Consider the following 11774-nt stretch of genomic DNA (forward strand, 5'->3'; position numbering starts at 1 on the left):
TTTTCGATTTTGCTTGACAGGTCCAAAAACTTGTGATAATAAAAGTATCAAAGCTAAGGTTGACTTTATTTTATGGGTGAAGGAGAGCAAGTGGCTGTATAAATATTATAAAGAGCGAGGTTAGGAGGTGTATTAATGGATAGAGTTGAGCAGTTATGTATAAATACCATTCGCATTTTGTCGGCTGAAGCAGTTGAAAAGGCCAAGTCGGGGCATCCGGGTATGCCCTTGGGAGCAGCGCCTATGGCTTATACATTGTGGGCACGACATATGAAGCACAATCCTTGCAATCCAAAATGGGCAAACAGGGACAGGTTTGTGTTGTCGGCTGGACATGCTTCAATGCTTATTTATTCGCTGCTACACCTCTTTGGATATGGACTTACCATTGAAGATATAAAGAACTTCAGGCAGTTTGGCAGCAAGACGCCCGGACATCCGGAATACGGGCATACGCCAGGAGTGGAGACCACTACCGGTCCACTGGGTCAAGGGTTTGCCAACGCTGTTGGCATGGCTTTGGCTGAGGCTTACCTCGCTGCCAAGTTTAATCGGCCGGGGTATAATATTGTAGACCACTATACATATGTGATAGCAGGCGATGGCTGTATGATGGAAGGTATAAGCTATGAGGCCGCTTCGCTGGCAGGTACCCTGGGATTGGGCAAGTTGATTGTGCTTTACGATTCAAACTCTATATCCATTGAAGGGCCAACCGATATCGCTTTTAGGGAAGATGTGGGCAAGCGCTTTGAAGCTCAAGGCTGGCAGGTTTTGAAAGTTGAGGATGGAAATGATATAGAGGCCATCGATAAGGCAATTGCTGAGGCAAAAGCTGAGATTACGAAGCCATCACTTATAATAGTGAAGACCGAGATTGCATATGGTTGCCCTGCAAAGCAGGGCAGGGCATCGGCTCATGGGGAACCGCTGGGGGAAGAAAACATCAAACAGATGAAGGAGTATTTAGGTTGGCCTAGCCAAGAGCCCTTCTATGTGCCTCCGGAAGTGAAAGAGCACATGAGTACTTTGGTGGAAAAAGGCAAAAAGGCTGAAGAAGAATGGAATTTGTTGTGGGAGGCTTATTCCAAAGAGTATCCCGAGTTGGCAGAGGAATGGAAAGTATGGCACAGCGATGCCTTGCCTGTGGATTTGTTGAACGATGAGGACTTCTGGAAGTTTGAGGGCAAGACAGCGACCCGTAACGCCTCCGGTGAGGTTATAAACCGCCTAGCGAAGGTCATACCCAACCTCATTGGAGGTTCGGCGGATTTAGCTCCATCCAACAAGACTACAATGAAGGAGCGCGGGGATTTCTCGGCCGAGAACCGTACCGGTTCAAACCTCCATTTTGGTGTCCGTGAACACGCCATGGCCGCCATTGCCAACGGAATGGCGTTGCATGGTGGGCTCAGGGTGTATGTGGCAACCTTCTTTGTGTTCAGCGATTATATGAAGGCTGCCATGAGGTTGTCTGCTCTGATGGGATTGCCAGTGATCTACGTTCTCACCCATGACAGCATTGGTGTGGGTGAAGATGGTCCTACACATCAACCGGTAGAACATCTGGCTGCATTGAGGAGTATTCCTAATTTTATCGTTTTCCGTCCGGCTGACTCTAAGGAGACGGCTGCTGGTTGGTATGTAGCGCTTACAAGAAGAACAGGACCAACGGCTCTTGTGCTTACACGCCAAAATGTGCCTCTGTATCAGGAAACCGGTAAAGAAGCATTAAAGGGTGCGTATATCCTTGTGGACTCCGAGAAGGAGAAGCCCGATATTATACTGATTGCATCAGGTTCCGAGGTCCAACTTGTGTATGAAGCCCACAAGGTGCTTAAGGAAAAAGGTATTGATGCCCGAGTGGTAAGCATGCCGTCTTGGGAGTTGTTTGAAGAGCAGCCAGAGGAGTACAAACAGAAAGTGTTGCCGGACGATGTAAAGGCCAGGTTAGCTGTTGAAGCCGGGTCTTCTCTAGGATGGCATCGTTATGTCGGATTCGAAGGAGATATAATAGCTCTGGATAGGTTTGGAGCATCCGGCCCGGCGGATGTGCTGTTTAGGGAGTTTGGCTTTACAGTGGACACAGTGGTTGAGCGAGCTTTGAAGTTGATAGGAAAAGTTTAAGGAGGTTTAAAAAAGGAGCCGATGCAGTCGGCTCCTTTTTTAATTGCTTTTAGGTAAGTTATGATGGGCACAATATGATGCTAAAATGTGAATAAAAAAAACTGACATAGATGATGCTGTTTTTTATGTCTATAAATTTGCCCTAATGTCCCTGACTTTGCTGTGTAGGTGGATGGAGGATTACTCTGTCGTGTAACAGGCTACGATCTTGCCAAAATAGAAGGTATGATAGTCAGAAGAAGGGTAGCATTTTTGTGTCAGCTGTGCATCCAGGTTTTCAGGTACCATGTCTTGCTTGTATATAACTTTGCATTCATAATGCAGCGTGCACTCTCCTATGATGGGGGCATCCACCTTTATACCAGGAATTGGGGTGAGATTGCATTCCTTGAACTTATCAAAATCACGGCCTGATCTGCTGCCACAAAAAGCCAGTGCTTTTTTTAGATCGCGATTTAGCGGAACGCTCACGGTAAATTCACCAGACTGTTCAATAAGACCGTGAGTATACCTGGATTTTCTAACAGGTACTAGAAATATGGGTTCTCCCCAAAAAATTGTAATTCCTCCCCACCCAATGACCATGGTATTTGCCTTTTCGCCTTTTGAAGACAAAAAGAGTCCCCCTGACTTTAGTTGATTTTCTACCTCTAAAATATATTTGTCGTAAGGCACTTCTATTACATTTCTCATTTGTCATTTCCCCCTTTCGGCTTGCCAAAATTTAGTATTTTAATGATATTAAAGATTGGTTATACTAATCTCAATATACCACATTTTTACACTTTGTTTCAACCTCCATTTCAATAATTAGGTTTTTCTATGAAAACTTGTTTTGAATTTATAGTCGTATCCAAAATTTTATGGTATAATTAGGCTAAAATAAGAAAATGTGGGGGGGATAGCAAGATGGCAGCCTTTCAAATTGGGGTTATGGTAGATTCGTTTCGCGTAGAATTAGAGGAGGGCATAAAAAAGGCTAAAGAAGTAGGAGCTACAGGAATACAGATTTACGCTACATACGGGCGTATGGCTCCGGAAAATTTGAGCGTTGCTCAGCGTAAGGAGATACTTGACATGATAAAGTCCAATGGCTTAGTGGTGTCAGCTATATGCGGTGATTTGGGAGGACATGGCTTTGCTAAGCCTGAGGATAATTTATGGAAAATAGAGAAATCCAAAAGGATCATGGACCTGGCTAAGGATTTGGAAGCGAATGTCGTTACTACTCATATTGGGGTTATACCGGAGGACGAAAACCATCCCAGATGGAGAATACTTCAAGATGCATGCGGTGAGCTGGCTGAATATGGCGACAGCGTAGGAGCGTATTTTGCTATCGAAACCGGTCCAGAAAAAGCTGTGACCCTTAAGAAGTTTTTGGATAGCTTAAAGTCAAACGGTGTAGGTGTTAACTTTGACCCTGCTAACTTGGTCATGGTTACAGGGGATGACCCGGTACAGGCGGTTTACACTTTGAAGGATTACATAGTTCACACCCATGCTAAAGATGGTATTATGAAGAAACAGACAGATCCAGAAATTATATACAACTTTTTTGCAGAAGGTGGTATAGAGGATCTGCGCCTGGAAGATTACTTTAAGGAGACTCCTTTAGGTGAGGGACAAGTGGACTTTGATCGATATCTTAAGGCTTTATATGAGATAGGTTATCGTGGTTTTCTTACAATAGAGAGGGAAGTTGGAGATAATCCCGAAGAAGATATACGACAGGCTGTAATCTTCTTGAAAGAAAAGATAAAGGTATTTGAATGAAATTAGAATACTTATAGGATTTTAAAGGGGGATGGGAATAATGAGCCAGGATAGAGTAAGGATTGGAATAATTGGTGTGGGTTCAATTAGTCATGCCCACATCCAGGCGTATAAGCAATTGCCCAATGTGGAGCTAGTCGCGGCTTGTGATATCAATGCCGAAAGGGCTGAAGAAGTGGCAAAACAATATGGTATCTCCCATGTTTATACTGATTATGACGAGATGTTTAAGGAAATTGAGCTAGATGGGGTTAGCGTATGTACTTGGAATAATGGTCATGCGCCTGCTACTATTGCAGCCTTAAAAGCGGGGGTCAATGTGTTGTGTGAGAAGCCTCTTGCGCTGAATGCGCAGGAAGCCCAGGCTATGGTTGACACCGCAGAGAGTACGGGAAGGCTTTTGATGGTAGGTTTTGTAAGGAGATTTGCAGAAAACGCTCAATTTTTAAAGTCAATCATTGAACAGGGTGAACTAGGTAGAATATATTACGCTAAAACTGGGTGTATAAGGCGGTGTGGCAACCCTGGAGGTTGGTTTTCCGATAAGAAGCGTTCAGGAGGGGGACCGCTTATTGATCTGGGTGTCCATATTATAGACCTGGTATGGTTCCTGATGGGCAAACCCAAGGCCTTATCGGCTGTCGGGTCTACGTTTAACTATGTCGGTTCCCGTTCCCATGTGAAAGGCATCAGCTGGTATAAATCGGCTGATTATAGCGATTATAACGATGTGGAGGACAGCGCTGTAGCAATGGTGAAGTTTGATAATGGTGCGACGGTGTTTGTTGAGACCAGCTGGACGCAAAATATAAAGCAGGACCATCTCTATTTAGAATTGTATGGTTCAAAAGCAGGGGCGATTTTGGAACCTGAACTGCGGATAATGGGGGAGAAGGATGGATATCTGGTAGATTGGGTGCCCAAAATGGATGTATCAAAAAATAGCTTTCAAGAGATGTTTAATAGGGAGATCGCACATTTTGTGGATTGTATTTCAACTGGCGCTCCGTGTTTGAGTCCCGGAGCGGATGGTTTGGAGATAATGAAGATACTGGATGCCATTTACAAATCGGCTGAAATTGGGAAAGAAGTTGCTATAACCTAGGGTGGAAGTGTATTTTAACAGTTGGCAGTGATGGTGAATAGAAAGGAAGAAAGGCGATGACCGATATTATAACTATTATACTTGCTGTGGTGACTATTTACTTAATAGCAAAAATTACCTTTAAAGTTTTGAAATTTATCTTGATGCTGGCTGTTATAGGGCTGGTAATATACATTTTAGCAAATTACGGCTTCTTAGGTGGAATTTTATAATAGCACGTTGCAGGGGATGACCCTGGAAATGAGCGGCTAAGTTTTTGGGAAAAATAAGCGTAAAGGGCAGCGGTTTTAAAGGATAAGGCAGCTGGTTACTCCAGCTGCCTTCCTGATTCTACCCACAGTCTATCCGCTACTTTGCCCCACTCCTGAGCTATGTTTTCACATTTTGCGGCTAGTTCGTCAACCGATTCTTTGTCTATGGGTTGCGTTGAATAGGCATTGGACCTATGCACCATTTCTCTCAGCTTTTCAGGATTATCGAGCAATGGACAGGGACGCAGGTGGTTTTTGTTAAATGGATGATTGTTTTTATATTCCATGAAAAGAGGTGATTTTAGAGCTTCCAGTAGGCTTACGTTTTTGATGTTTACGTTGGCATAATGAATGAATGCACAGGGTTCTACGTCGCCATTGGCGTTGATGTGGATGTAATGTCTACCTCCTGCAATGCATCCATCTATGTATTCTCCGTCATTCCAGAAATCGATGAGGAATATGGGTTTTTTATCGCGGAATTTTCTGATTTGGTGGTACATGTACTCCCTTTGCTCAGGTGTCGCCAGAAGATTGAGGTCAGCATCTTTGCCCAGTGGCATATAGGTGAAATACCAGCCAAATAAACAGCCTTTCTCTATCATGAAATCGATGTATTCTTCTGAACCTACTTCTTCTGTATTGTAGTGATGGTAACAGGCGGAAAAGCCAAATCCTATCCCGTGTTGTTTTAATATGTCCATGCCTCTCATTACCTTCTCAAAGGTGCCCTTGCCCCGTCGCATGTCGGTGGTTTCACCTATGCCTTCCACGCTTATGGCAAACATCATGTTACCCAGCCGTTGCACTTCTTTTGCAAACTCTTCGTCTATGAGCGTGCCGTTGGTGAATGCCAGGAATAAACAATCATTATGCTTATCTGCAAGGTATAGTATATCTTTTTTGCGTACTAAGGGTTCACCTCCAGATAGGACGTACATGTAGATTCCGAGCTCCTTGCCCTCTCTAATTATTCGATCCATGGTGTCGTTATCCAACGAGGCTGCTTTGTCATATTCTCCAGCCCAGCATCCGGTGCATCTTAAGTTGCATGCCGCGGTAGGATCCATCAGTATTGCCCATGGGATGTTACATTTGTGCTTTTCTTTCATGGCATCTATTACAGGATTTCCTGCCATTCCGGCATTTACAAAGTAGTTGATAAGGAACTTTTTTTGAACGTTTGGGTGCGTTTCGGTGAGTACTCTGTGTATCAATTTATTCCAGTTGTTGTTGGGGTCACTTATGATCTTTCGGAAGGTATTGATGGCATTTTTGTGATTTTCTTTTACAGCTATTTTTTCGGCCCAATTTAATATTTTAGGTAAATTGTTTATAGGGTCTTTTTCCAAGTAACTGATACCTTCTTTCAATAAAAATGAACTGATTAGTTGGTTGGCCCATTTCATCTAGGACTCCCCCTTTTTTGTTATATACTAACATATGCGTCTAAATAGACACATATGTCATTAAAAACTTAAAAAAATTATGCTTTCAAGCTGTTGAGGAGTGCATAGATGTTATTTAAATGTTCCTGATATGATATATTGCTTGTAAAGGCTGCTTGTAGAGCGAAAGTTTCAACTAAAGTGAAAATGGTAAACGCCATAGCTTTCGGGTTAATTTCCTTAAATTCTTTGGTCTTTATTCCTTCGTCGAGGAGCTGTTCAAATATTTTCCTGAGTACACTGACACGTTTTTCAAATTTTGCTTTGAGGATGGTATTCTCTCTCTTCGAAAGAAGCCACATTTCTATCATCATGAGCATTTTATTTTTTTCAAGCTGATATTGCAAAGCGAGCAGTGAAATGATCATCTTCAACTTATCTGCAGCTGATAACTTTTTGTTTTCTAAGATATTTTTGCAATCTGTTTCCAATCTTTGGGATAATTGTTCAGCCACATAGTTGAAGATTTCATCCTTGTCTTTGAAGTATTGGTACAGAGTAGTACGTCCCATATTGCATTCTTTAGCTATATCTGACAGATTTGTTTTATGGTATCCTTTTTCAATGAAAACTTTCATAGCTTTTTCAATGATTTCCTGCTTTCTTTGCTCGAGGTCGACAATTTTTGGCAAAAAACATCTTCCTTTCTATACTTGTTTTTGTCTAGAACTTTGTATCCATAATTATATTCTATTATAGACATGTGTGTCAATAAAAATATGTTTTTTTAAATTGATTTTCCATGTAATAAGCGTTAAAATATTATGGAACGAAAATAATGTGTAAAGACTACAAAAGCATGATTTGAAGTTTAAAGAGAGGGGTGTATTTTTAATGGGTAAAATAAGGGTAACGGTGTGGAATGAAAACCGGCATGAGAAAATCGATAAAAAGGTAGCCGAGATATATCCTAAAGGGATCCATGGGGCCATTGCCGATTTTCTATCCCAAGAACCCGACATTGAAGTGAGAACAGCAACACTGGATGAGCCAGAGCATGGACTTACAAGAGAGGTGCTGGATTCCACTGATGTGCTAATCTGGTGGGGGCATATAGCACATAATGAGGTGCGAGACGATGTTGTGGACAGGATATACAATAGGGTTTTAAACGGGATGGGCCTTATTGTTTTGCATTCTGGTCATTTTTCCAAGATATTTAAAAAGCTGATGGGTACCAGCTGTGATTTAAAATGGCGAGAGGCGGGCGAAAAAGAGCGTATTTGGGTAGTAGAACCCGGTCATCCCATTGCAGAGGGATTAGGTGAATACTTTGAAATTCCTCAAACTGAAATGTATGGAGAAAGGTTTGATGTACCAGCGCCTGATACCTTGGTGTTTATTAGCTGGTTTGCTGGAGGGGAAGTGTTCCGGAGTGGTTGCTGTTACAACCGAGGACGGGGGAAGGTATTTTATTTCAGGCCAGGGCATGAAACATTTCCTATTTATTACCAGCCGGAGGTGCAACGTGTAATAAAGAATGCAGTGAGATGGGCTGCACCGGTGAGTGGTCCTGCACCTCGCTTTGGTAATGTAAAGCCGCTGGAGAACATATAGGTTTTTTGAAAATAAAGGGGGCTGAGCTTTAACTTCAGCCCCTTTTGTGATGCAACTTTTTGATGTATAATAATTAAAAAGGTTTTTTGACAGTGGAGCTGAAATAAATGAAAGAGTTGTTAGAGCGTTTAGAAAAAAGGTTGAAAAGAAAATTTGATGAGTTGGATGTGAGAATGATACATCCTCTTGTTTTAGCGTATATGGGTGACGCCATTTATAACCTTTTTGTACGGACATACTTGATCATGGCCTATAATGTACCGGTATATCAATTGCATGTAAAAACTGTTGAATTTGTTAAGGCAAAGGGACAAGCTGACACCCTTCGTCATATAAAGAAATTTTTAACACAAGAGGAGCTGGATATCGTAAGAAAGGGTAGAAATGCCAAATCTGGGACTATGCCCAAGAATGCTACTGTATCTGATTATAGGCTGGCTACAGGGTTTGAGTCGCTGTTGGGGTATTTGTACTTAACTCGCAAAGATGAAAGGCTGTTTGAGATATTGGATTACGTACTTGATGATGCTAAAGAGGGGGAAAAAGGTGAGTGAGGTTAAATTACATGTAGAATTATTGAGCTATACGCCCAATCCGGAAGAGGTTGTGGCTATGGCTGCCAAACTGTGCTATTCGGCGGCTGATATAGATACGCTAAAGGAAGGTATTGCAAGCAGGGATCAGTCAAGCTTTATATCCAAACTTATAAAGATGGGGCATCTATCGCCAATTGAGCATGCTAGTTTTACTTTTGGCGTGGAAGGCGTGTCGAGAAGTTTGCTGGCTCAGATCACACGCCACCGAATTGCTAGCTTCAGCGTTAAATCACAGAGGTATGTCTCTGAAATGTCGGAGGGAGAAAGAACCTTCAATTACATAATTCCTGAGAGCATAAAGGCTTTGGGCCAGCCCTATGTTGACAAATTCAGGCAACAGATGACCATCATTCAAAGTTGGTATGATGAATGGGTGCAATTACTGGGTAATAAGGGCGAAACCTCCTATCAGGATGCTAGGTTTGTCTTACCTAATGCAGCAGAGACAAAGTTCATGGTCACCATGAATGCGCGGGAATTGTTGCACTTTTTTGGTTTGAGGTGTTGCAACAGGGCTCAATGGGAGATAAGAAACTTGGCTAAAGAGATGCTCAAGCTGGTGTTGCGTGTGGCACCAAACATCTTTATAAATGCTGGGCCAGGGTGTGTTAGGGGTGAATGCCCTGAGGGGGTAATGACCTGTGGTAAGGCCAGCGAAGTAAGAAAGGAATTTGAAGATATCTATAGGGAATATGGAGGTTTAAAGTAAGTGGAGGGTATGCGTGAGACAGAGGATTTCCAGTGGCAATTGGAAGGTAGAAATCCAGTTATGGAGGCTTTGCGGGCTGGTAAGACCATCGAAAAGATTTTGGTTGCAAAAGGAAGTCGAGAGGGTGCTATCAGGGATATATTGAAAATGGCCAGAGAGAGGGGCATTGTGATTCAGGAGGTTGACAAAAAACGCCTGGATAATATGTCTCTAACAGGTGCTCATCAAGGTTTGATTGCTTTGGTTGTGCCGTATACATATGTCTCCGTAGATGATATATTATATCGAGCTCGGCGAGCAGATGAGCCACCTTTTGTAGTGGTGCTTGACTGTATAGAGGACCCGCGTAATTTGGGGGCTATAATAAGGACGGCGGAGTGTTGCGGCGTTCACGGCATTATAATTCCTAAAAGAAGGGCAGTAGGGATAACTCCTACCGTTGTCAAGGCTTCTGCCGGAGCGGTGGAATACGTGTCGGTTGCAAGAGTTACAAATATCGTTTCGACATTGGAATATTTGAAAGAGCAAGGTTTGTGGGTGGTGGGCGCAGAGGCAGGGGGTACACCATATAATATACAGGATATGAGGGGGCCGATAGCTCTGGTGATTGGGAGTGAAGGTAAGGGGCTAAGAAAGCTTGTAAAAGAAAATTGTGATTATTTAGTAGGTATTCCCATGAAGGGGAAAATAAATTCCTTAAACTCTTCTGTTGCGGCCGCGATATTGATGTATGAAGTAGTAAGGCAGAGGGATCAAAGTCCGTTGGCGTGATAAAATGCTTATAGAAAGAGTGGGTAATATAAAGCCCTGCAATGCAGGTGATGGCTTGACTTTCCTGTAGTGCATAATATATAATTTGAAATTGATGGGTATTATGGAAGTTTATTTAAAGGGTGCGGTTTGGGGGAGATAGGGGTGAAAGCTGAAGCTGTAGCAAACGAATACAGCCGCTTCCAGTTGATGTTGGATGAAGAAATAGTAGAGGATGCAAAAAAGGGCGATGTAGAGGCACTGGAGTATTTAATATGCAAATACAAAAACTTTGTAAAGGCGAAAGCCAGGGCCTATTTTTTAATAGGCGCTGATCAGGAAGATATCGTGCAGGAGGGAATGATTGGACTTTATAAAGCTATTAGGGATTACAAGCAGGACAAGCTGTCGTCGTTTCGTGCTTTTGCTGAACTGTGTGTAACCAGGCAGATCATTACCGCTATTAAAACCGCCACCAGGCAGAAACACATTCCGTTGAATTCTTATATATCCCTCAATAAACCCATTTACGATGAAGAATCTGATCGCACATTGATGGATGTCATCTCTGGAGCAAAGGTTTCAGACCCTGAAGAATTGATAATAAGCCGTGAAGAGTTTATGAACATCGAAAATAAGATTAACGAGCTTTTGAGCGATTTGGAACAGGAAGTTCTCCTATCCTACCTTCAAGGTAAGTCATATCAAGAAATAGCGGTGGATTTAGATAAACATGTTAAGTCTATAGATAATGCTTTGCAACGGGTTAAGAGGAAACTGGAACGCTATCTCGAAGAACGCCATCAAGAGGAGGAAGATAAAATTTAAAAAAAGTGTTGACAAAAGATTTGCCTCAAGTTACAATATATGATGCTGTAGGTTATTTTGAAGATGCGGGTGTAGTTCAATGGTAGAACTCCAGCTTCCCAAGCTGGCAGCGTGGGTTCGATTCCCATCACCCGCTCCAATCGAATTATATTTTTTATTTTTATGCCCATGTAGCTCAGTCGGCAGAGCACCGCCATGGTAAGGCGAAGGTCACCGGTTCAAGTCCGGTCATGGGCTCCATTTATTAGTGGTAGGATGTGATGCATAAGCTGACCGTCACACCCAAAAAGGTGGTATAATTTTTTATTTGGGCACATTAAAGCTTTTGCTCAAAAGTTGGACAAAAAGTCTGATTGTAACTGTAGTTAAATAAGGAGGAGGAAAGTTAAAGATGGCGAAGGCGAAGTTTGAGAGGACGAAACCGCATGTGAATGTAGGTACGATAGGGCACGTAGACCATGGTAAGACAACGCTGACGGCGGCGATAACGATGGTGCTGGCCAAGTATGGCAAGGCGCAGGCCATGAGGTATGAGGATATTGACAAGGCGCCGGAGGAGAAGGAGAGGGGAATAACGATTAACACGGCGCACGTGGAGTATGAGACCGACAAGAGGCACTATGCGCA

At 42.7% G+C, this 11774-nt stretch carries 13 protein-coding genes and 2 tRNA genes; 12 read left to right on the plus strand and 3 right to left on the minus strand.

The genetic code is table 11. The annotated features are described in order from the left end of the window. The first annotated feature begins 135 nt into the window (after positions 1 to 135). A complete protein-coding gene (gene tkt, locus JOD02_RS09125) occupies positions 136 to 2127 on the plus strand; it encodes a transketolase (protein WP_204488916.1) in 1992 nt (663 codons plus the stop codon). A gap of 180 nt (positions 2128 to 2307) precedes the next feature. Here tkt and JOD02_RS09130 read toward each other — a convergent pair whose 3' ends face one another. After that, the gene (locus JOD02_RS09130; protein WP_204488917.1) at positions 2308 to 2820 is read right to left on the minus strand and encodes a flavin reductase family protein; all 513 of its coding nucleotides are present in this window, start codon (positions 2818 to 2820) and stop codon (positions 2308 to 2310) included. Positions 2821 to 3036: 216 nt separating this feature from the next. On the opposite strand from JOD02_RS09130, the gene JOD02_RS09135 reads away from it, so the two are divergent. From JOD02_RS09135 to JOD02_RS09145, 3 genes are read left to right on the plus strand one after another with little or no spacing between them, the layout of a single operon-like run. Beyond that, positions 3037 to 3903 carry a sugar phosphate isomerase/epimerase family protein gene (locus JOD02_RS09135; protein ID WP_204488919.1) on the plus strand — a complete coding sequence of 289 codons (867 nt, stop codon included), beginning with the start codon at positions 3037 to 3039 and terminating at the stop codon, positions 3901 to 3903. Positions 3904 to 3943: 40 nt separating this feature from the next. After that, entirely contained in the window at positions 3944 to 5008 is a 1065-nt protein-coding gene (locus JOD02_RS09140; RefSeq protein ID WP_204488921.1) for a Gfo/Idh/MocA family protein, read from the plus strand. A gap of 56 nt (positions 5009 to 5064) precedes the next feature. Then, positions 5065 to 5220: a hypothetical protein gene (locus JOD02_RS09145; protein WP_204488922.1), complete on the plus strand. Its 156-nt coding sequence runs from the start codon at positions 5065 to 5067 to the stop codon at positions 5218 to 5220. Positions 5221 to 5315: 95 nt separating this feature from the next. Here JOD02_RS09145 and JOD02_RS09150 read toward each other — a convergent pair whose 3' ends face one another. Together JOD02_RS09150 and JOD02_RS09155 are read right to left on the minus strand one after the other, a co-directional pair. Further along, positions 5316 to 6668 carry a radical SAM protein gene (locus JOD02_RS09150; protein WP_204488924.1) on the minus strand — a complete coding sequence of 451 codons (1353 nt, stop codon included), beginning with the start codon at positions 6666 to 6668 and terminating at the stop codon, positions 5316 to 5318. Positions 6669 to 6745: 77 nt separating this feature from the next. Next, positions 6746 to 7339 (minus strand): TetR/AcrR family transcriptional regulator, encoded by a 594-nt coding sequence (locus JOD02_RS09155; RefSeq protein ID WP_204488926.1) that lies wholly within the window; start codon positions 7337 to 7339, stop codon positions 6746 to 6748. A gap of 202 nt (positions 7340 to 7541) precedes the next feature. Between JOD02_RS09155 and JOD02_RS09160 the strand changes: the two genes are divergently transcribed. The 8 genes from JOD02_RS09160 to JOD02_RS09195 form a co-directional block, all read left to right on the plus strand. Beyond that, positions 7542 to 8264: a ThuA domain-containing protein gene (locus JOD02_RS09160; RefSeq protein ID WP_204488928.1), complete on the plus strand. Its 723-nt coding sequence runs from the start codon at positions 7542 to 7544 to the stop codon at positions 8262 to 8264. A 107-nt stretch (positions 8265 to 8371) separates the two neighbouring features. Then, positions 8372 to 8818 (plus strand): Mini-ribonuclease 3, encoded by a 447-nt coding sequence (locus JOD02_RS09165; RefSeq protein ID WP_204488930.1) that lies wholly within the window; start codon positions 8372 to 8374, stop codon positions 8816 to 8818. Next, positions 8811 to 9569: an FAD-dependent thymidylate synthase gene (gene thyX / locus JOD02_RS09170; RefSeq protein ID WP_341534570.1), complete on the plus strand. Its 759-nt coding sequence runs from the start codon at positions 8811 to 8813 to the stop codon at positions 9567 to 9569. The genes JOD02_RS09165 and thyX overlap by 8 nt, the downstream gene beginning before the upstream one ends. 9 nt (positions 9570 to 9578) lie before the next feature. Beyond that, positions 9579 to 10340 carry a 23S rRNA (guanosine(2251)-2'-O)-methyltransferase RlmB gene (gene rlmB, locus JOD02_RS09175; RefSeq protein ID WP_204488970.1) on the plus strand — a complete coding sequence of 254 codons (762 nt, stop codon included), beginning with the start codon at positions 9579 to 9581 and terminating at the stop codon, positions 10338 to 10340. A 144-nt stretch (positions 10341 to 10484) separates the two neighbouring features. Continuing rightward, a complete protein-coding gene (sigH, locus tag JOD02_RS09180; RefSeq protein ID WP_394355754.1) occupies positions 10485 to 11147 on the plus strand; it encodes an RNA polymerase sporulation sigma factor SigH in 663 nt (220 codons plus the stop codon). A 65-nt stretch (positions 11148 to 11212) separates the two neighbouring features. Next, positions 11213 to 11286: transfer RNA gene (locus JOD02_RS09185), tRNA-Gly, on the plus strand. A 25-nt stretch (positions 11287 to 11311) separates the two neighbouring features. Further along, positions 11312 to 11387, plus strand: a tRNA-Thr gene (locus JOD02_RS09190). Positions 11388 to 11538: 151 nt separating this feature from the next. Continuing rightward, a partial coding sequence (locus tag JOD02_RS09195; protein ID WP_243426429.1) for a GTP-binding protein occupies positions 11539 to 11774 on the plus strand: 236 nt, incomplete at its 3' end.

Origin of the sequence: Caldicoprobacter guelmensis, assembly GCF_016908415.1 — a bacterium.
In the GTDB taxonomy this organism is placed as follows: domain Bacteria; phylum Bacillota; class Clostridia; order Caldicoprobacterales; family Caldicoprobacteraceae; genus Caldicoprobacter; species Caldicoprobacter guelmensis.

What these genes read in the sequence shown, in the direction of transcription:
- tkt (WP_204488916.1), top strand. Translation starts at nt 136, where the DNA reads ATGGATAGAGTTGAGCAGTTATGTATAAATACCATTCGCATTTTGTCG.
- JOD02_RS09130 (WP_204488917.1), bottom strand. Translation starts at nt 2,820, where the DNA reads ATGAGAAATGTAATAGAAGTGCCTTACGACAAATATATTTTAGAGGTA.
- JOD02_RS09135 (WP_204488919.1), top strand. Translation starts at nt 3,037, where the DNA reads ATGGCAGCCTTTCAAATTGGGGTTATGGTAGATTCGTTTCGCGTAGAA.
- JOD02_RS09140 (WP_204488921.1), top strand. Translation starts at nt 3,944, where the DNA reads ATGAGCCAGGATAGAGTAAGGATTGGAATAATTGGTGTGGGTTCAATT.
- JOD02_RS09145 (WP_204488922.1), top strand. Translation starts at nt 5,065, where the DNA reads ATGACCGATATTATAACTATTATACTTGCTGTGGTGACTATTTACTTA.
- JOD02_RS09150 (WP_204488924.1), bottom strand. Translation starts at nt 6,668, where the DNA reads ATGAAATGGGCCAACCAACTAATCAGTTCATTTTTATTGAAAGAAGGT.
- JOD02_RS09160 (WP_204488928.1), top strand. Translation starts at nt 7,542, where the DNA reads ATGGGTAAAATAAGGGTAACGGTGTGGAATGAAAACCGGCATGAGAAA.
- JOD02_RS09165 (WP_204488930.1), top strand. Translation starts at nt 8,372, where the DNA reads ATGAAAGAGTTGTTAGAGCGTTTAGAAAAAAGGTTGAAAAGAAAATTT.
- rlmB (WP_204488970.1), top strand. Translation starts at nt 9,579, where the DNA reads ATGCGTGAGACAGAGGATTTCCAGTGGCAATTGGAAGGTAGAAATCCA.